Origin of the sequence: Stenotrophomonas testudinis (genome assembly GCF_024499815.1) — a bacterium.
Lineage (GTDB): Bacteria > Pseudomonadota > Gammaproteobacteria > Xanthomonadales > Xanthomonadaceae > Stenotrophomonas.
The window spans coordinates 65,548-85,137 of record NZ_JAMOKY010000006.1; the positions used below are offsets into that span (position 1 = coordinate 65,548).

Here is a 19,590-nt window from a genome sequence, read left to right on the forward strand (position 1 = left end):
CGGTGCATCGGACACGACGGAGGCGGCATGAAGAACCCCGCGATCGACCCGCACGTACTGGCCACCCAGCGCCCCGAATCGCTGGACGCATACTGGATGCCGTTCACCGCCAACCGCCAGTTCAAGGGTGCGCCGCGCATGCTGGTGCGTGCCGAGGGCATGCACTACGAGGACATCGACGGGCGCAGCATCCTCGACGGCGCCGCCGGTCTGTGGTGCTGCAACGCCGGCCACGCGCGCCCGCGCATCGTCCAGGCCATCGCCGAACAGGCGGCCACGCTCGATTACTCGCCTGCCTTCCAGATGGGCTCGCCGCCCGCGTTTGCCCTGGCCCAGCGGCTGGCCGCGCTGGCGCCGGCCGGGCTCAACCATGTGTTCTTCACCAGCTCTGGCTCGGAGGCGGTGGATACCGCGATGAAGATCGTGCTGGCCCACCATCGCCTGCATGGCGAGGGCCAGCGCACCCGCTTCATCAGCCGCGAAAAGGCCTACCACGGCGTCGGCTTCGGCGGCATGGCCCTCGGCGGCCTGCCCAACAACCGCAGGCAGTTCGGCCTGCAGCTGGGCGGCGTGGACTTTCTGCGCCACACCCTGGACCTGGAGCGCAACGCGTTCAGCAAGGGCCTGCCGCGCCACGGCGCCGAACGGGCCGACGATCTGGAACGCCTGATCGCGCTGCACGATGCGTCCACGATCGCCGCCGTGTTCGTCGAGCCCGTGGCTGGCTCGGCGGGGGTGATCCTGCCCTCCCCCGGCTACCTGCAACGGCTGCGCGAGATCTGCGACCAGCACGGCATCCTGCTCGTGTTCGACGAGGTCATCACCGGATTCGGCCGGGTCGGCATGCCCTTCGCCGCGCAGCGCTTCGGGGTCACCCCGGACCTGCTGACCTTCGCCAAGGGCGTCAGCAACGGCGCGGTGCCGCTGGGCGGCGTGCTGGTAGGCGATACCGTGCATGCCAGCTTCATGCAGGGCCCGGCGCAGGCCATCGAGCTGTTCCACGGCTATACCTATTCGGGCCACCCGCTGGCCTGCGCGGCCGCCTTGGCCACCCTGGACATCCACGCCGAGGAGCGCCTGTTCGAGCGCGCCATCGAGCTGGGCGAGTACTGGCAGGAGCGCCTGCATGCCCTGCAGGGCCTACCGAACGTGGTGGACATCCGCAACTTCGGCCTGGTCGGCGCGGTCGAGCTGGCGCCACGCCGCGATGCCGCCGGCGCCCGCGGCTACGAGGTCTACCGGCGCTGCTTCCACGATGGCCGCCTGCTGGTGCGCTGCACCGGCGACATCATCGCCCTGTCGCCGCCGCTGATCGTGGACAAGGCGCAGATCGACCAGATCACCGACACCCTGGGCGAGATGATCCGGGCCACCGCCTGAGCCCGGGGCGGCGGCGGCGAGCGGGTACAATGGTCGGTTCCGCTCATGACTGTTGCCGTGCCCATGGACATCGTCGTCAAAGAAGAACTGAAGGCCTACATCGACCCGCTGACCGCGGACGAACATGACGCGCTGGAGCGCAGCATCCTGGCCGAGGGCTGCCGCGACGCGCTGGTGCTGTGGGGTGATGTGCTGGTGGACGGCCACAACCGCTTCGGCATCTGCCAGAAGCACGGCCTGCCGTTCAACACCGTGCAGAACACCCGCTTCCAGAGCATGGAAGACGTGCACCTGTGGATGATCGAGCAGCACCTGGGGCGCCGCAGCGTGTCTGACTTCCAGCGCGGCGTGCTGGCCCTGCGCAAGCGCGACATCCTGTCCGCCCGCAAGCAGGTGGAACAGGCGCAGCTGCAGCGCGAGAGCGACGGCACCGCCGAACCGGCCGACGACGCAGGCGAAGACAGCCCACCGTGGGAACCGGCACCGAAGGTCAGCCGCGCCGAACTGGCCCGCGAAGCGAAGCTGAGCACCAGCCAGGTCGGCATGATCGAGCGCATCCACGCGCAGGCCGCCGCCGAGGTGGTGGAAGCGGTGAAGGCCGGCGTGATCTCGATCAGCGCGGCTGCGGCCGTGGCCGACCTGCCGGAAGAGGAGCAGCGCGCGGCCGCCGCCGGTGGCAAGGAGGAACTGAAGCAGGCGGCCAAGCGCGTGCGCGAATCCAAGCGCAAGCCGCGCGCACCCAAGCCTGAAGCGGCCGAGATGGATTTCGAGGAGCCGAGCGAGGATGAGGTCGCCAGCCGCGATGCCGAAGTGCTGTCCGCACTGGAGCAGCTGGGCGAGGACGCCCCGGCGCTGCGTCGTCGCGTGGTCGCCCTGACCCGCGAGAACGACACCCTGCGCGCGCAGCTGGCCGCGCTGCGGAAGCAGCTCGAGGCGCTGTAACCACGCCGCCGGGCATGGCCCGGCGCTGCCGACGGGAAGACGCGCCGCTGTAGAGCCGAGCCCACGCTCGGCTGCCGTGCACCGTGGCAAAGCAGCCGAGCGTGGGCTCGGTTCTACAGATCAGCGTCACCGTGCTGCAGGTAGACTCCCCCCATGACGTCTCCCATCGATCCGCGTCGCGCACAGCTGCGGCGCCTGAAAGCCATCGCCCTGGGCCTGCTGCTGTTGATGCTGGCCGGGTTCGCGGTCAGCCACTGGCAGGACGAACGCGGTGGCTGGGCCTGGGTGTCGGCCTTCTGCGAGGCTGCCGCCGTCGGCGCATTGGCCGACTGGTTTGCGGTGGTCGCGCTGTTCCGGCGGCCGATGGGCCTGCCCATTCCGCACACGGCGATCATCCCGCGCAGCAAGGAACGCATCGGCGACAGCCTGGCCCTGTTCGTGCGCGACCAGTTTCTGGAACCGGGCGTGCTGCTGGCCAAGCTGCAGGTATTCGACCCCGCCAGCCGTCTCGGTAGCTGGCTGGCCGATCCGGCACGTTCGCGCATGCTGGCCGACATGGCCCGTGGCTGGGCGCTGCAGGCGCTGGATTTCTTCGACGAAGGCGCCGTGCGCCGGCAGCTGCACAGCTTCGTCGTGCAACAGCTGCGACAGTGGAATGCGGCGTCAACCGCCGGCGAACTGCTGGCCCTGCTGACTGCCGATGGCCGCCACCAGCGCGTGCTGGACGAGGGCCTGCAGCGGCTCGGCCGCTGGCTGGAACAACCGGAAGTGAAGGAGCGCGCCTCGCAGCTGATCGTGCGCTACATCCAGCGCGAGTGGCCAACGCTGTCGAACACGGTGAACTGGATCAAGCCGATCGACGAGATCGGTGACAGCCTGGCCGAGCGGCTGGCGCGTGCGGTGCTGGAAGAACTGCAGCAAGTCCTGGCCGAGCCGCAGCATCCGTTGCGGCAGGACTACGAGACCTGGCTGGGCAACTACGTGCAGCGCCTGCGCGAAGACCCGGCGCTGGCCGAGCGCATCGAGCAGCTGAAGCAGGAAATGATCGACCACCCGGCCCTGCAGGAGTATGTGCAGGGGCTGTGGGCACGCATCCACGCCAGCCTGCGCACGGATCTGCAGCGCGAAGATTCGGCACTGGTCGGCCACCTGCAGCGCAGCCTGGCATCGCTGGGTTCGACGCTGCAGGCCGATCCGGCGCTGCGCGATGCGCTCAACCAGCATCTGCTGGAGGGTGCGCAGCGGTTGACCGAGCGCCTGCGCGAGGGGGTGACCACGCACATCGCGCAGACGGTGAAGGGCTGGGACGAGCGGCACCTGGTCGAGCAGCTGGAACTGAGCGTAGGCCGCGACCTGCAGTTCATCCGGTTCAACGGCACGCTGGTGGGTGGGTTGATCGGGGTGCTGCTGCACGCGGCGACGGTGCTGTTCAAATTCTGATGATTGCTTGGCAGGGCTGAGCCCTGCACCCGCCGAAGCAACGTCAACATCAAAAGCGGGGTATCCGTGGGCTGGCGGGGTGGGTCCGGTTGCGGGGGACGCTGCAAGTACGTCCATGTAAGCTCGGTCGCCGCATCCATGCGGCTCACGCCCCCGCAACCGGACCCACCCCGCCTTCGACAGTTTCCTGCGAGCTTTTGGGACCTGCTGCTGAGGGTGGGTGCCGACCGTTGGTCGGCACGGGGTCGGATCCCGTTGCGACGCAACGGGCTGTGACCCCATGTCTGGCGGAAGGCGAAGGCATATTGCGCGACCGGGGTCACACTCCTTATGCTCCCGCGCCATGCGGGCCAGGGTGGCCCGCGGGGGGGATCCATGCGAAGGATGTGGATGTTGCTGCCGCTGCTGGCCGCGGCCGGTGATGCGTGCGCGCAGCGTGTGTACAAGTGCAACGATGGTGGTCGTAGCGTCTACCAGACGCTGCCCTGCCCCAGCGGGCAGGATACGGGCGTGACGCGGCCGATCGTGCGTGATCCCAAGCTGAGCTGGCAGGAATCGGAGCGGGTCGACCGCGAGCTCCGCGATGCCCGCCGTCAGCTTCAGGCCAATGCCGGCCGCAGTGCGCCGCAGGGCTCCGGCACGGTCATCGAGGCCGCCAGCAATGCCGAAGCCTGCGACAAGGCGCGTGCGCGCCGCGAGATGGCCGAGTGGTTCGGCACGCGCACGCCACAGCGGCAGCTCAACGACGACGTCACCCGCGCCTGCGCGTCGCGCTGAAGGCGGGGGCCCCAGGCCCCGGCCAACCCACGCTTGATTAACGAAATGCGAATGCCTATCATTTACTGATCGGTTGTACGCTCAGCCACTTGGCGCCCCCACCGCGCTTCCGCCCGTGTACATCCCCGGCTCCTCGTGCGCCGACGGTTCTGGCCGTCAGCGCGTGGCGATGGGAGATGCCTCGGGTCGCGCGATTCCGCGCGGGCGCCCGCACGCATGGATTCCATCGCTGATGGTTTTCTCCTGCATGGAATCGCACTGTATGGCCCGACCGAACATTCCCGTCGTTTCACCCTTGGCGCTGGCCCTGGCCACGCTGTTGTGTGCCCCGCTGGCCCACGCCGATGCACCGTCCGCTGCCGATGCGCGCACGCTGGATACGGTGAAGGTGACCGCCGACGGCGAGATCCAGAACGGCTATACAGTGAAGAACGCGCGCAGCGCGACCAAGCTGGACCTGTCGCTGCGCGAGACGCCGCAGTCGGTCACCGTCATCACCCGCCAGCGCCTCGACGACATGGGCCTGTTCTCGCTGTCCGATGTGATGGGCCAGGTCACCGGCGTGCATGTGGCGGTCACCGACAGCGAGCGCATCAACTATGTCTCGCGCGGCTACAACATCACCAATTTCCAGATCGACGGCATGCTTAACACGTTCGGTGGGTCGATCAAGACCAATACCGACAACGTGATCTACGAGCGCATCGAAGTGATCCGCGGTGCCACCGGCCTGACCACCGGCGCCGGTGATCCGTCCGGCACCATCAGCATGGTGCGCAAGCGCCCGACCGATACCTTCCAGATGGGTGCCAACCTGACCCTGGGCCGCTGGGGCAACCAGCGCCTGGAAGCCGATCTCGGCGGCCCGGTTGCCTGGGACGGCCGCATCCGCGCGCGCGTGGTCGCCGGCAAGCAGCAGAGCGATTCGTTCCGTGATGTCTACCAGCTCGACAAGGACGTGTTCTACGGCATCGTCCAGGCCGACCTGACCGACAGCACGCTGTTCGAAGTGGGTTACGAGTACCAGTCGCCGCATACCCGCGGTGTGACCTGGGGCGTGGTGCCGTACTGGGGCCCGGATGGCACGCCGGCCAACCTGCCGCGCTCGACCAACCTCTCCGCATCGTGGAGCAGCTGGCCGATCATCGAGAAGACCACCTTCGCGCGGCTGGAACAGCAACTGGGCAGCCACTGGTCGGTGAAGGCCGCGATCAGCCGCGCCAAGCGCAACACCGATGGCGCGGTCTGGTATGGCGCGCAGGGTTACCCGCGTGCCGATGGCACCGGCGTGCTGGCCTACATCGGCAACTTCGTGGAAGACAGCACGATGGATGTGGTGGACGTCAACGCCACCGGCAGCTTCGAACTGTTCGGCCACACCCAGGAAGTGGTGTTCGGCGCAGGCCAGTCGGTGCGCAAGGGCGAGTACCCCGCGGCCTCCATCGACCCCTACCCCGCCAGTTACGCCCAGGTGCCCGACTGGCGGAACTGGACCGGCGATGTCGCGCCGCTGTCGGTCACCCGTCCGGGCTACCTCGGTTCGCAGGATGAGCTGCGCCAGCAGGCAGCCTACGTGGCTACCCGCCTGCGCCTGACCGACCCGCTGCTGGTGGTGGCCGGCGTGCGCTACGGCAACTGGGAAACCAAGACCTGGCGCTACAGCTACGACAGCAGCGGCAATGGCACGGGCACCACGCGCACCGGCTACAAGCCCAAGGACCAGACCACGCCGTATGCCGGCGTGGTGTACGACTTCAACCGCGTGCTCAGCGCCTATGCCAGCTACACCGACATCTTCGCGCCGCAGAACTACCGCGACAAGAACGGCAGCTACCTGGAGCCGGTGGTCGGCAAGATGTACGAAGGCGGCCTGAAGGCCGAGTTCTTCGGCGGCCTGCTGAATGCCTCGGCAGCGATCTTCGAGGGCGAAAAGGACAACGTGGCCGAGGTCGATGATTCGGTGCCGCTGAATTCGCTTCCGGATGGCACCCAGGCCTACCGCTCCACCGGCAAGGGCAACAAGGTGCACGGCTGGGAAGTGGAAGCACAGGGCAGTCTCGGCGAAAGCTGGAACCTGTCTGCGGGCTTTGCCCACGCTGTCAGCCGCAGCCAGGCCGGCGTCGTACAGAACAGCACCACCCCGCAGGACACTTTCCGCCTCAACGCCAGCTGGCGCCCGGGCGGCTTCGATGGCCGCTTCTGGCTCGGCGGCGGTGCCACCTGGCAGAGCCGTATCTGGCGCGCCAGTACCAAGCCGGCGGCCGACTACCTGACCAGCGGCCGCACCGAACAGGGCGTCATCCAGCAGGACGCGTTCTACCTGCTGAACCTGGCCGGCGGCTACCGCTTCAACGAGAACTTCAGCGCCCAGCTCAACATCAGCAACCTGCTGGACAAGAAGTATTACAGCAACGTCGGTTTCTACAACGGCGTGTACTGGGGTGAGCCGCGCAACGTCAGCGTGACGCTGCGCTGGAAGCTCTGATTCCCTGATGGATGGCGCCGGTTCTGCGACCGGCGCCCGGCCACGGATGGCCACCCCCGGCGCGCTTCGGTGCGCCGGCCTTTCTTCCAACGAACCTGCAGGACCGCCGTGGACCGCTCGCCCGAACTTGCCAGCTCCCGCCTCAGCACCTTCTTCGCCAGCGAACGCTGGGGAGTGCTGTCCCGTTCCCTGGCCGCGATCTTCGGCGGCTATGCGCTGGCTTCGGCCACCAGCGTGTTCTGCGCGGTGGCGCTGCCCGGCGCACGCGGGCAGACCGTGCTGACCGGCATGCTGCTGGCCATTCTGGTCGCCGCCTGCGCGGCGTTGTGGGCGTTCGCCACCCGCAGCGCGCTGCGTGCGTGGGTCGGCATTCTCGCTCCCGCCCTGCTGATGGCTGCCATCGCGCGCATGCTGGGGGCCTGGGCATGAAGAACGGATTCCGCCAGTCGATGGCCTGGCTGCACACCTGGACCGGCTTGCTGGTCGGCTGGTTGCTGCTGCTGATCTTCATGGCCGGCACCGCCAGCTACTACCGCGAGGAGATCAGCCGCTGGATGCGCCCTGAGCTGCCCAGTGCCGGGGTCAGCACCGACGTGGCCGCGCAACGCGCCATCGATTTCCTGCAGGACAAGGCCGGCAACGCCGAGATGTGGTACGTGACGCTGCCGCAGCCGCGCAACCCGGCGATGAGCACCTTCTGGCGCGTGCCGGCCGACCAGGCCGATCCGTCCAAGGGCCGTCGCGGTGCCTTCGGCGATGCAACGCTGGACCCGAACACCGGCGGCGAACTGAAGGCGCGCGACACCCGTGGCGGTGATTTCTTCTACCGCCTGCACTTCGACCTGCACTACATCCCGGTGCTGTGGGCACGCTATCTGGTCGGCTTCTGCGCGATGTTCATGCTGGTGGCGATCATCACCGGCGTCATCACCCACAAGAAAATCTTCAAGGACTTCTTCACCTTCCGCAAGGACAAGGGCCTGCGCTCCTGGCTCGATTTCCACAACGTCAGCGCGGTGATGGCCCTGCCCTACCACGCGATGATCACCTACACCGGCATCGTCACGCTGATGATCATGTACCTGCCGTGGGGCGTGAAAGTCGCCTACCCGCAGGACGAGGACAAGTTCTTCAGCGAAGCCTTCGGCGGCATGCCGGAGGTGACCGCGCCGGCCGAAGGCCGCGCAACACCGCTGCCGATCGCGCAACTGCTGGACAGCGCGCGTGCGCATTGGCACGGCGTGGAAGTGGCCGGCTTCACCGTGTCCAACCCGGGCGCGGCCAATGCGGTGATCGACATCCGCCAGCGTGATGGCAAGCGCCTGTCCACCGACACCCCGGCCGTGCGCTACGACATGGTCAGCGGTGCATTGCTGGAAGAAACACCGCCCTCCGGTGGCGCCACCGCCACCCGCGGCGTGCTGTACGGCCTGCATCTGGCACGCTTTGCCGACTGGGGCCTGCGTGCACTGTTCTTCCTGTCCGGCCTGGTCGGCTGCCTGATGGTCGCCAGCGGCGTGGTGCTGTGGGCGGTGAAGGAACGTCCCAAGCATGCCAAGAGTGGACGCATCGGCTTCGGCCTGCGCCTGGTCGATGCGCTGAACATCGGCACCGTGGCCGGGCTGCCGATCGCCTTTGCCGCCTACTTCTGGGGCAACCGCCTGCTGCCGCTGGAGATGGCCGAGCGTTCGAACGCCGAGGCCAACGTGTTCTTCTACGCCTGGGGCGCCGCCCTGCTGGCCGCCTTCATCTGGCCCAAGAGGATGATGTGGGCGTGGCAGCTGTACATCGGCGCGGCCGCCTTCGCGCTGGTGCCGGTGGTCAATGCCCTGACCACCCACGCGCACCTGGGCGTGACCTTGCTCAATGGCGATTGGGTGCTGGCTGGTTTTGACCTGTCGATGCTTGCGTTTGGCGCGATGCTGGCGATGTGCGGCTGGCGCATGCAGCGCTGGACGCCGTCGCTGAGCGCCGCCGAAAAGAAGAAGCGCGCAGCGGCGGCTGCAGCCGCCAAGGCACCGGCTGCGCCTGCGGCTACCGAAGCGGAGGCCAGCGCATGATGCTGCTGGCCCTGACCCTGTCGTTCTCCGCGTTCACCGCGCTGTCGCTGGCGATGGAAAAGCACCAGCAGGACCTCCACGGCAAGGCCGCCGCGACGCCGGCACGGCGCACGCAGTGGCGCGTGCTGGGCTGGGTGTTGCTGACGGTCGCGTTCGCGCTGTGCGTGGTCGACCACGGCTGGGCGATGGGCCCGGTGCTGTGGCTGGGTGCATTGACCCTGGCCGGCGTGCCGCTGGCCTTTGGCCTGTACCCGTACCGGCAGGCGTGGATCGCGCCGTTGGCCATCGCGCTGCCGGTTCTCGGCCTGGTGGTGGCGGTGCTCTAACCCGGCAGCCGGGGTCGGATCCCTTGCGCAATGCGCAAGGGCTCTGACCCCATTCACGACCGGGGTCAGCCCAGGCGCTTCAGTTCCCACGCGCGGTGGATGCGCGCGTTGCGCTCGAAGTCCGGGCCAATCGTGCGCGCGGTGATCTCGCGGCACTGGGCGAACTCGGCAATGGCATTTTCTTCCAGCTTGAAGCGGCGGAAGTTGTTGGAGAAATACAGCACGCCGCCCGGTGCCAGGCGCGCCACCGCCGCACGCAGCAGCTTCAGCTGCTCGCGCTGCACGTCGAAGTCGTCGGCACGGGCCGAGTTCGAGAACGTCGGCGGATCGCAGAAGATCACGTCGTACTGGCCGCGGTCGCCTTCCAGCCACGCCATCGCATCGGCCTGCACCAGCAGGTGCTGGTTGCCGCCCTGGCCGTTCAGCGCCAGGTTGTCGTAGCACCACTGCAGGTAGGTGGCCGACAGGTCGACGCTGGTGGTGCTGGCCGCGCCTGCCACCGCCGCCTGCACACTGGCCACGCCGGTGTAGCAGAACAGGTTGAGGAAACGCTTGCCACGCACCTGCTCGGCCATCATCCGGCGCAGCGGGCGGTGGTCGAGGAACAGGCCAGTATCGAGGTAATCGAACAGGTTCACCTGCAGCAGCGCGTTGTTCTCACGCACCACGATGAACTCGTCACGCTGCTCGAAGCGACCGTACTTGCTGCCGCCCTTACCGCGCTCGCGCGACTTCATCGACACCTGCTCCGGCGGAACGCCGAACACTTCGCGCGCGGCAGCCAGCAGTTCGTTGCGGCGGCGGCGCACGTCGTTTTCCGGAATCGCGGCCGGTGCGGCGTATTCCTGCACGTGCAGGAAGGTACGGCGCTGGCCACGGTCTTCTTCGTAGACGTCGATGGCCGCCGCATATTCCGGCAGGTCGGCATCGTAGGCGCGGAAGCAGGTGATGTCCTCGCGCCCGCGCCAGCTCTTGAACTTCTTAAGGTTCTTGCGCAGGCGGTTGGCCACCATCTGCGCGCCTTCGCTCAGTTCGCGCGGCTGTGCCGGGTCGCGGCCCGGCACGGCGATCGGATCGCAGATGATCAGCGCGCATTCCAGCGCACCGTTGAACATCTGGTACTTCTTGCCGGCGCGCAGGCCGGTAGCGAAAGCGAGTTCGTCGTTGCCGCACAGCAGGCTGGCACGCCACTGCGGCACCGCCTTCTGCAGTGCGTTGCCCAGCGCGCGGTACAGCGCCGGATCGGCGGCCAGGCGCTCGTCGTAGGGCGGGTTGCAGACCACCGCGCCGATTTCCTGCTCCGGTGCGGCCAGGTCGGCCACGTCCGCACGGGTGAAGCGGATGGCATGGGCCACGCCGGCCACTTCGGCATTCTCACGCGCGGCCTGGATGGCCACCGGGTCGATGTCGCTGCCGTGGATGACCGGCTTCAGCGCGGCCAGGCCAGCAGCTTCGCGGTCACGCGCTTCACTCTGGATCGCCTTCCAGGCGGCCTTGTCGAAGCCCAGCCAGCGGCTCGGCGGCAGGCTGCCATGGCGCATCAGGCCGGGCGCGACGTCGGCGGCCATCAGCGCGCCTTCGATCAGCAGCGTGCCGCTGCCGCACATCGGGTCCAGCAGGCCACCACCGGCGGCATGCAGGCGCGGCCACTGCGCGCGCATCAGCAGCGCGGCGGCCAGGTTTTCCTTCAGCGGCGCCTCGTGGGCGGCACCACGCCAGCCACGGCGGTGCAGCGGGCCGCCGCCAAGATCGATCGACAGCGAGGCACGGCCCTTGCGCAGCGACAGGTTCACGCGCACGTCGGGCAGGTCGGTGTTGACCGAGGGGCGTTCCAGGCCTTCATCGCGCATGCGGTCGACGATGGCGTCCTTGATCCGCTGCGCGGCGAAGCGCGCGTGGGTGATCTTGTCGCCGGACACATGCGCGTCCACCGCCAGGGTCATTTCCGGCTTGATGTGCTCATGCCACGGCAGCGCACGCACGCCGTCGTACAGTGCCTGCTCGTCCGGGCACTCGAACTCGTCGATCGGCCACAGCACGCGGCTGGCCAGGCGCGACCACATGACGATCCGCAGCGCCTGCTCCAGTTCGCCATCGGCGTTGACGCCGGCAATGGTGGCGGTGGCCTTGCCAAGGCCCAGGGCCGACAGTTCATCGGCAAGCAGGTATTCCAGGCCCTTGGCGCAGGAGACGAAGAATTTCACGGGATCGGTTCGCAGGTGGTCGGGCGCGGCACAGGGGCCGGGCCAGTCGGAAAGGAGGGCCGTAGGCACGGCCGGCAGGCCCGCGCCGGGGGCGGCGGAGCTGCCATTGTAGTCAAAGCGGGCGGGCGCGCCGTGCGCCCGGGCTTCACAGCTGGCGCAGCAGGCGCTCGAAGGCGTGCGCGGAGGCCTCCACGTGGCATTCCAGGCGGTGGCCGTCGTCCACCAGCAGCAGCTGCGCCGAGCGCGCCTGCGCCCAGGCGATGACCCCGGCGGCAGGCACCACCTCGTCATGCCAGGCCTGGACCACGGTGGTCGGCACGTCGGCGGCGTCCAGCGCCGGCATCGGGCCCATGGTGGTGGGCGGCACCATCAGGAACAGGCCGGCCACCGGCACCTGCAGCGAGGCGATGCCGGAAATGTAGGCGCCCAGGCTGGAGCCGGCCAGCACCACCGGCCCCTGCGCGGCGGCCGCGGCGGCACGCTCGACCAGGCGCTGCAGGCGGGTGCGCACGTCGCCGACGCGGCTGATCCCGCTCATCGCGTCCAGGTCGGTGTAGTCGGGGCGCTCGTGGGTCCAGCCTAGGCGCTCGGCAACCTCGGCCAGCGCGGTGACCTTGGTGGCCTCCGGGCCGCTCTCGAAGCCGTGGGAGAGGATGCAGTGGCCGCGGCTCATGCATGCGCTCCCAGGGAGCGGTTCAACGTCGATCGGGAAGGCAGGTTCATCCTGCAATGCTAGCATCGCCGCATGCCCACCCCGCTCCTGCCCGGCCTGCAGCTGCAGCCCCTGCCCTACCATGACCGCCTGCCCCTGCGTGATGCCGACAGCCTGCGGATGGTGGTGATCCACTGCACCGAGCTGCCCGACCTGGCGATGGCCCGCGAGTATGGCGAGCGTGTGCTGTACGACAGCGGCGCGGGCAACAGCGGGCATTTCTACATCGACCGCGACGGCAGCGTGGTGCAGTACGTGGCGCCGGAGCGCATCGCCCACCACGTGCGCGGCATGAACGCCGATACGGTGGGCATCGAGCTGGTCAACACCGGCCGCTACCCGCACTGGTTCGACAGCCACCACCAGGCGATGGACGAGCCGTATACGGAGGCGCAGCTGGTTGCGCTGGAGGCGCTGCTGCTGGCGCTGGTGGCACGATATCCGTCGCTGCAGCGGATTGCCGGGCACGACCAGCTGGATCTGGAGCAGGTGCCGGCCAGTGATGATGCGGGGCTGACGGTGGCGCGCAAGCGGGATCCGGGGCCGTTGTTTCCGTGGGCGCGGGTGCTGGCGAGGGTGCCGTTGCAGGGGTTGGGGTGATCGTTTGCAGGGCTGCGCCCTGCACCTGCCGGATCAACGTCAACGTCAACGTCAAAAGCTGGCTATCCGTGGGATGGCGGGGTGGGTCCGGTTGAGGGGGACGCTGCAAGTACATCCCTGTAAGCTCGGTCGCCGCATCCATGCGGCTCACACCCCCTCAACCGGACCCACCCCGCCTTCGACAGTTGCCTGCGATCTGTCGGTACGGCACGGGGTCGGATCCCGTTGCTGCGCAACGGGCTCTGACCCCAATCTGGAATTCGATATCTGACAGATTTCATCCACGCGTGACGTGGATCTACTGGCCTCTACCTGCCGGAACCTGCTGCTGATGGTGGGTGTCGACCGTTGGTCGGCACGGGGTCAAATCAATCGGAATGCGCTTTTTGTAGAGTCGAGCCGCGCTCGACTGCGCCTTGCACGGCTACCGGGCCGATGGGGTCAGGCGCCGGTGGCGACCGGGCGGGTGCTGTCGCTGACCCAGCCGCTCCAAGAGTCGGCGTAGATGCGGGCGCCGCTCAGGCCGGCGCTTTCCATCGCCAGCAGCAGGTGGCAGGCGGTCACGCCGGAACCGCACATCAGCACGACGCGCGCGGGGTCCTGGCTGCCGATCACGCCCTGCAGTTCGGCGCGCAGTTCCTGCGGGTCGCGCAGGCGGCCGTCGAGGACGTTCAGGGCGAACGGGCGGTTGACCGCGCCGGGCACGTGGCCGGCCACCGGGTCCAGCGGCTCGACTTCGCCGCGGAAACGCTCGCCGGCGCGGGCGTCCACCAGCCAGCCGGGGGCGTGTTTGAGGCGCGCGGCGATTTCGTCGGCCGAGGCCACCTGGGTGGTGTCGAAGCGGCCTGGATAGGGCGGCTGCGCGGTCACCTCGCTGTGGCCGGTGGCCAGCGCATGGCCCGCGGCCTGCCAGGCGGCGATGCCGCCGTCGAGCACGGCCACACGGGTATGCCCGATCAGGCGCAGCAGCCACCACAGGCGTGCGGCGGCCATGCTGCCGTCGCTGCCGTCATAGACCACGACCTGGGTGTCCGGCCCGATGCCCCACTGGCCCACGCGCGCGGCGAAGGCGTCGCTGTCGGGCAGCGGATGGCGGCCATGGCCGCTGCGGCGCAGGTCGGAAAGATCCTGGTTGAGATCGGCATGGACCGCACCCGGGATATGCCCGGCCGCATACTGCCCTGCCCCGGCCTGCGGGTCGGCCAGCGCTGCGCGCGCATCCACCACGCGCACGACGGTGCTGGCGGTGGCACGGGCATCGACCACGCGCACGTCGCCATCGAGGGCGGCAGCCAGCGTGGCGACATCGACCAGGGTGGTCCACGGCGGATTGATCGGCTTCATTGCACTTGCTCCAGGCGGCGACGCAGGTTGTAGAGGATGGCAGCGGTCGCGCCCCAGATACGCTGGCCAGGCCAGCCGTATTCGAGGACATGGCGCACACGGCCGCGATGGTTGATCTCGACCTGGCGCAGGTTGTCGGCAGCCATCAGGTAATCCAGCGGCACCTCAAACACCTCGGCCACTTCGCTGGGCTGCGGTACCGGCACGAAATCCGGATCGACTACCGCCACCACCGGGGTCACCCGGTAACCGGTGATGGTCACGAACGGATCGAGGTAGCCCAGCGCCTGTACCTGGCCCGGTGCCAGCGCGATTTCTTCCTGACTCTCGCGCAGGGCGGCGGCCAGGGCATCGCGGTCGTCCGGTTCGGTGCGTCCGCCCGGGAAACCGACCTGGCCGCCGTGGGTGCGCAGGGTCTCGGTGCGGCGGGTCAGGATGACCTGGGCACCTCCGGCACGCGGCACGATGCCGGCCAGCACCGCGGCTTCCACCGGCGGGCCGGGGGGCAGCAGGTCACTCAGTTCGCTGCGGTTCCAGCCATCGCCCTGCGGCGGTTCGGCCAGCGGATGCAGCGCGCGCAGCAGGCGTTCGTGGTCGGCCAGTGATCCGCGCAGCGACTGCTGCAGTTGTTCGCGCAGGGGCTGCACACGATGCAGGACGCGGCTGCGTTCGCGGTCGCTCATCGACGACCACCCTGCGATTTCATCGATATGCCGCCCGCACCCGACGCATAGCCGGTTGTGATCCAGCTTGCACACTCCAATGCAGGGGCTTGCGACAACACGCGCCGGTTCTTCCGTAGTTTGCACCCTGCAACAGTAGCGCGAATGGCTGCGGTTGGGGACGATCACGAAGGTGCGTGATCGTCGCGGGATGCACAAACAGAAACGCGCCGGTGGAAGCCACCGGCGCGTTGTCTGCATTGCATTGATGTTGGGTCGACTTACTTGACGCTGACCAGCTTGACTTCGAACTGCACCGCCACGTTCGGCGGGAAGCCGGTACGCGGGTCGGCACCGTAGGCCTGATCCGGCGGCAGGGTGATTTCCCACTTCGAACCCGCCGGCATCTGCAGCAGGGTCTCGCGCATGGCCTTCATTTCGACTTCGCTGACCTTGATTGACGGAATCTGCTGGGCCGGACGGGCTTCGGTCGGACGCTGGCCGAACGGGTACGGACCGGCCACTTCCAGCTGCACGGTGTTGGCCTGGGTCGGCTTGGCGCCCTTGCCGGCTTCGATCACGCGGTACTGGACGCCGCTCGGCAGGGTCTGCACGCCCGCCTTGGCCTTGTTGGCCGCAACGAACTGGTCGCTCTTGGTCTTGTTTTCGGCAGCAGCCTTTTCGTACTCGGCCTTGGCAGCCTGGGCACGGCCCTGCTCACGCTTCTGGAACGCTTCAACGGCCGGCTTCAGCTGCTCGGCGGTGATCGCCGGCTGCTTCTTGGCGTAGGCGTCCTGCAGACCCTTCACCACCGAGTTGATGTCCAGCTGCTCACCACGACCGGTCAGCTCCGCCAGGTTGTTGCCGTAGTCGTAACCGAAGTAATAGCTCAGCTTGCCCTTTTCGGACGCGACGTCCTGGGCGAGGGCATTGCCCGTCAGGGCCAGGGCCGCGACGGCGACCGCGATAGAACGCAACTTCATCAAACAGTTCTCCAGGGGTGGTAACTCAGGGACGTTCTGCGCCGCCCTGAGGCGACGGGTTAGGATACCGGCCACAACGTGTAACCGCTACTGACCACGCAGGCTTTGACCCACCTGCGTTTCAAGAGTTCAATCTCACTTTTTTTTAACGTTCCAGGAGCTTTCCGTGGCCTCAGCCCCCGCCGACCAGCCCGTCGCCGTGACCGATGACGGCGCCATCCGCACCCTCACCGTGCAGCGCCCGGAAAAGCTCAATGCCCTCAATGCGGCCACCCTGCAGGCCCTGGCCGAGGCGTTCAGCGCGGCGTCGGCCGACCCGGACGTTCGCGTGGTGGTGCTGACCGGCGCCGGCCCCAAGGCCTTCGTGGCCGGCGCCGACATCGCCGAGATGAATACACTCAGCGCGGTTCAGGGACGTGATTTTTCGCTGCTCGGCCAGGCCCTGATGCGCCGGATCGAGCGCATGCCCAAGCCGGTCATCGCCCGCGTCAACGGCTTCGCGCTCGGCGGTGGGCTGGAGCTGGCCATGGCCTGCCACCTGCGCATCGCCGCCGATTCCGCCAAGATCGGCCAGCCGGAGATCAACCTGGGGCTGATCCCGGGCTTCGGTGGCAGCCAGCGCCTGCTGCGCCTGTGCGGCCGCGCCGCCACCCTGGAACTGTGCCTGCTGGGCGCCCCGATCGATGCCGAACGCGCCTTGGCGCTGGGCATCGTCAACCAGGTGGTGCCGGCAGCCGAACTCGACAACCGCGTGCAGGACGTCGCCAGGCAGCTGGCACGCTCGGCGCCGCTGGCCCTGCGCGGCCTGCTCGATGCCGTGCACGTGGGTGGCGAATGCAGCCTGGAAGCCGGCCTGGAGTATGAAAGCGCGCAGTTCGGCCTGCTGTTCGCCACCGAAGACATGCGCGAAGGCACCAGCGCGTTCCTGCAGCGCCGCCCGCCGGCCTTCCAGAACCGCTGACCCCATGGCATCCCGACCCAACCCCGTGCAGCTTTTTGCCCGGGTCCAGGCAGACGATCTCGATGGCGCCCTGCAGAACGGCCTGATGGACTACATCGCCGCGGATGCCGACGCACGGCTGCTGCCCGACCACCCGGAACTTCCGCAGCGGCTGCTGCAGGCACAACGTGACCTGCGCACGGCCTGGGCCGCACGCGAACGCTATCGCGCACGCGCCGTGCGCCTGGCACGCCGCGAAGCCGAACGTGATGCACGTCGCACACCGGCACCGGCGCCCGATGTGAAACCCGCGCTGCCCGCTGCGGCGGCCGCGATCCTCGCCCGGGCCAAGGCCCGCGCGGCAGGCAAGGAACAGTAATGGCCACTGCAAAGAAGACCACGCGCGCACCTGCGCGTCGTGGCAGCGTGATGCCGCGCGCCGACGTGGTGGAGATGTTCACCCGCCTGCGCGAACTCAACCCGCACCCGAAGACCGAACTGGACTACAGCTCACCGTTCGAACTGCTGGTGGCGGTGGCACTGTCGGCGCAGGCCACGGACGTGGGCGTCAACAAGGCGACGCGACGCTTGTTCCCGGTGGCCAACACACCGGCGAAGATCCTCGCGCTCGGTGAGGACGGCCTGAAGAAGTACATCGCCACCATCGGCCTGTTCAACGCGAAGGCGAAGAATGTGATCGCCACCTGCGCGATCCTGCTGGAGAAGTACGATGGCGAGGTGCCACGCGATCGCGAGGCGCTCGAAGCCCTGCCCGGTGTCGGCCGCAAGACCGCCAACGTGGTGCTCAATACGGCCTTCGGCGAACCGGTGATGGCGGTAGACACGCACATCTTCCGCGTCTCCAACCGCACCGGGCTGGCAGCGGGTAAGAATGTGCGCGAAGTGGAGGACCGTCTGGTGAAGGCGATCCCGGCCGAGTTCCTGCTCGATGCGCACCACTGGCTGATCCTGCACGGTCGTTACGTGTGCAAGGCACGCAAGCCGGATTGCCCGGGCTGCGTGATTGCCGACCTGTGTCGCTTCAAGGAAAAAAACGTCGCGTAGACCGCAGGAAACGCATCCACGCGAGGCGTGGATCTACTGCAATCCGTGCGCAACCCCAGCGTCACACGCAAGCGTTTACATCGTCAGCCCCTGACGCGACGGGGCCTGCGGCGGATCCCGGCCGCGCTCCAACTGTCACATTTACGCAATCTTTACCTTTTAGCCTGCGCGCATCTTCCCACCTGCCTGCAAGGCTCCTCTCCATGAAACTGCATCACCAACTCCTGACGGTGGCCGTGGCTGCTGCGCTGTACGTGCCGGCTGCACACGCTGAAGTCGCCATCGATGTGATCGGCGGTTCGGAAATCACCTTCGAAGGCCTGGTCCAGGCTGACGGCAACTGGTTCGACAATGACGTCGTGGACCTCAACGGCGGTGACGCCGGCAATGGCAAGGACAGCGAATTCGAACTGCGTCGCGCCGAGCTGGTGCTGAAGGGCAAGGGCCCGGGCAACGTGGAGTGGGTCGTCGGCTACGACGCCAAGGCTGACAAGTTCCTCGACACCAACGTCAAGTACAAGCTGCTGGGCAACGCCAACCACTTCATCCAGGCCGGCCAGTTCAAGCAGCCGAACAGCCTGGAAGAACTGTCCAGCACCAAGAACAACGACTTCATCTCCAAGGCTGCGGTCACCAATACCTACGCGGTCGCCCGCCGCCTCGGTGGCGCCTACAGCTACGGCCAGGACAACTGGTCGGTCACCGCCAGCGCCTTCGGCCGCGAACTGACCCGCAACCTGGCCCACGGCAGCGGCTACGGCGCACGCGGCACCTTCGCCCCGATCAACGAGAAGGGCCAGGTCCTGCACTTCGGCCTGAGCTACGTCGACTACGACGCCGACGCCGACACCCTGCGCGTGCGTGCCCGTCCGAACGCCGACCTGGCCACCGCGCGCCTGGTCGACAGCGGCAACATGACCGACACCGACCGCGTCAGCACCCTCGGCGCTGAAGCCATGTATTTCCAGGGTCCGTTCAAGGCCCAGGCCGAGTACTACAGCAGCAAGGCCAAGCGCTACGACCACGACAACTACACCAGCGACGGCTACTACGTCAGCGGCGTGTGGAACGTGACCGGCGAAACCTGGAGCTACAAGGCCGGCACCCCGGGCACCGGCCTGCCGAACAACCCGGCTGGCGGCCAGTGGCAGCTGGGGGTGCGTTACGACCACATGGATCTGAACGACGGCAACCTGTCGACCAATCCGGTGGCCGGCCGTCCGCCGATCGTCGATGGCGTGCTGGGCGGCAAGATGGACATCTGGACCGTCGGCGCCAACTGGTACTGGCGTTCAAACTTCAAGTTCATGGTCAACTACGTGATGGTGGACAGCAAGAAGTACAGCTCCACCGCCCGCGGCTTCGTCAATGACGATCCGAACATCCTGGAAGCCCGCGCGCAGTTCTTCTGGTAAGACCTGACGCACGCGTTGCAACGAAGGCACGGCTCCGGCCGTGCCTTCGTCGTTTCAACGCCCTGTCGCCCCCGCCATCCGGTGGCCGCACCTGTGCAGCACCGGCGCTGGAGCAGCGCCGCGGGGGCCACGACGCCCTTATTCCCCACCGTGCTACGAAGGCCCTGCAGGCCCTCTGGCGCGGGTTCCGGGACATTCATGACGGGTGTCACGATTGCGTCATATGACAGACGCAGGCATGTCACGTAACCGTTA

At 67.8% G+C, this 19,590-nt stretch carries 18 protein-coding genes; 13 read left to right on the forward strand and 5 right to left on the reverse strand.

Annotated features, from left to right (window positions below):
• Positions 1–27: 27 nt before the first annotated feature.
• The 8 genes from aptA (at position 28) to NQ204_RS05905 (ending at position 9,410) form a co-directional block, all read left to right on the forward strand.
• Complete coding sequence (aptA, locus tag NQ204_RS05870; RefSeq protein WP_256643323.1) at positions 28–1,380, forward strand: omega-aminotransferase AptA; 1,353 nt, start codon at positions 28–30, stop codon at positions 1,378–1,380.
• Between the two features lie 63 nt (positions 1,381–1,443).
• A complete protein-coding gene (locus NQ204_RS05875; protein WP_116864674.1) occupies positions 1,444–2,322 on the forward strand; it encodes a ParB N-terminal domain-containing protein in 879 nt (292 codons plus the stop codon).
• A gap of 153 nt (positions 2,323–2,475) precedes the next feature.
• Positions 2,476–3,762 (forward strand): DUF445 domain-containing protein, encoded by a 1,287-nt coding sequence (locus NQ204_RS05880; RefSeq protein WP_256643324.1) that lies wholly within the window; start codon positions 2,476–2,478, stop codon positions 3,760–3,762.
• Positions 3,763–4,152: 390 nt separating this feature from the next.
• On the forward strand, positions 4,153–4,539 hold the full coding sequence (locus NQ204_RS05885) for a DUF4124 domain-containing protein (RefSeq protein WP_165835707.1): 387 nt from the start codon (positions 4,153–4,155) through the stop codon (positions 4,537–4,539).
• A gap of 262 nt (positions 4,540–4,801) precedes the next feature.
• A complete protein-coding gene (locus tag NQ204_RS05890; RefSeq protein ID WP_256643325.1) occupies positions 4,802–7,024 on the forward strand; it encodes a TonB-dependent siderophore receptor in 2,223 nt (740 codons plus the stop codon).
• 108 nt (positions 7,025–7,132) lie between these two features.
• Positions 7,133–7,453 carry a DUF3649 domain-containing protein gene (locus NQ204_RS05895; protein ID WP_116863700.1) on the forward strand — a complete coding sequence of 107 codons (321 nt, stop codon included), beginning with the start codon at positions 7,133–7,135 and terminating at the stop codon, positions 7,451–7,453.
• Positions 7,450–9,084, forward strand: coding sequence for a PepSY-associated TM helix domain-containing protein (locus tag NQ204_RS05900; protein WP_256643326.1), 1,635 nt, complete (start codon positions 7,450–7,452; stop codon positions 9,082–9,084). The genes NQ204_RS05895 and NQ204_RS05900 overlap by 4 nt, the downstream gene beginning before the upstream one ends.
• On the forward strand, positions 9,081–9,410 hold the full coding sequence (locus NQ204_RS05905) for a DUF3325 domain-containing protein (protein WP_116863698.1): 330 nt from the start codon (positions 9,081–9,083) through the stop codon (positions 9,408–9,410). The genes NQ204_RS05900 and NQ204_RS05905 overlap by 4 nt, the downstream gene beginning before the upstream one ends.
• Before the next feature lie 65 nt (positions 9,411–9,475).
• Here the strand turns inward: NQ204_RS05905 and rlmKL are convergent, their stop codons facing one another.
• Both rlmKL and NQ204_RS05915 read right to left on the reverse strand, forming a co-directional pair.
• The gene (gene rlmKL / locus NQ204_RS05910; RefSeq protein WP_256643327.1) at positions 9,476–11,614 is read right to left on the reverse strand and encodes a bifunctional 23S rRNA (guanine(2069)-N(7))-methyltransferase RlmK/23S rRNA (guanine(2445)-N(2))-methyltransferase RlmL; all 2,139 of its coding nucleotides are present in this window, start codon (positions 11,612–11,614) and stop codon (positions 9,476–9,478) included.
• A 145-nt stretch (positions 11,615–11,759) separates the two neighbouring features.
• The gene (locus tag NQ204_RS05915) at positions 11,760–12,287 is read right to left on the reverse strand and encodes an alpha/beta hydrolase (protein ID WP_256643328.1); all 528 of its coding nucleotides are present in this window, start codon (positions 12,285–12,287) and stop codon (positions 11,760–11,762) included.
• A gap of 72 nt (positions 12,288–12,359) precedes the next feature.
• Here NQ204_RS05915 and NQ204_RS05920 point away from each other — a divergent pair, with 72 nt between their 5' ends.
• The gene (locus NQ204_RS05920; protein ID WP_256643329.1) at positions 12,360–12,926 is read left to right on the forward strand and encodes an N-acetylmuramoyl-L-alanine amidase; all 567 of its coding nucleotides are present in this window, start codon (positions 12,360–12,362) and stop codon (positions 12,924–12,926) included.
• 441 nt (positions 12,927–13,367) lie between these two features.
• Here the strand turns inward: NQ204_RS05920 and NQ204_RS05925 are convergent, their stop codons facing one another.
• From NQ204_RS05925 to NQ204_RS05935, 3 genes are all read right to left on the reverse strand, one after another.
• Positions 13,368–14,270, reverse strand: a complete 903-nt coding sequence (locus NQ204_RS05925; protein WP_256643330.1) for a sulfurtransferase — start codon at positions 14,268–14,270, stop codon at positions 13,368–13,370.
• A complete protein-coding gene (locus NQ204_RS05930) occupies positions 14,267–15,079 on the reverse strand; it encodes a CoA pyrophosphatase (RefSeq protein ID WP_116863693.1) in 813 nt (270 codons plus the stop codon). Before NQ204_RS05930 ends, NQ204_RS05925 begins: the two co-directional genes overlap by 4 nt.
• A 134-nt stretch (positions 15,080–15,213) precedes the next feature.
• Entirely contained in the window at positions 15,214–15,915 is a 702-nt protein-coding gene (locus NQ204_RS05935; RefSeq protein ID WP_108768346.1) for an FKBP-type peptidyl-prolyl cis-trans isomerase, read from the reverse strand.
• Between the two features lie 166 nt (positions 15,916–16,081).
• Between NQ204_RS05935 and NQ204_RS05940 the strand changes: the two genes are divergently transcribed.
• From NQ204_RS05940 to NQ204_RS05955, 4 genes are all read left to right on the forward strand, one after another.
• Positions 16,082–16,876 (forward strand): enoyl-CoA hydratase-related protein, encoded by a 795-nt coding sequence (locus NQ204_RS05940; RefSeq protein WP_256643331.1) that lies wholly within the window; start codon positions 16,082–16,084, stop codon positions 16,874–16,876.
• 4 nt (positions 16,877–16,880) lie between these two features.
• On the forward strand, positions 16,881–17,234 hold the full coding sequence (locus NQ204_RS05945) for a hypothetical protein (RefSeq protein ID WP_116863691.1): 354 nt from the start codon (positions 16,881–16,883) through the stop codon (positions 17,232–17,234).
• Positions 17,234–17,920 carry an endonuclease III gene (nth, locus tag NQ204_RS05950; RefSeq protein ID WP_256643332.1) on the forward strand — a complete coding sequence of 229 codons (687 nt, stop codon included), beginning with the start codon at positions 17,234–17,236 and terminating at the stop codon, positions 17,918–17,920. Before NQ204_RS05945 ends, nth begins: the two co-directional genes overlap by 1 nt.
• A 203-nt stretch (positions 17,921–18,123) precedes the next feature.
• Positions 18,124–19,335, forward strand: a complete 1,212-nt coding sequence (locus NQ204_RS05955; protein ID WP_116863689.1) for an OprO/OprP family phosphate-selective porin — start codon at positions 18,124–18,126, stop codon at positions 19,333–19,335.
• Positions 19,336–19,590: the final 255 nt, after the last annotated feature.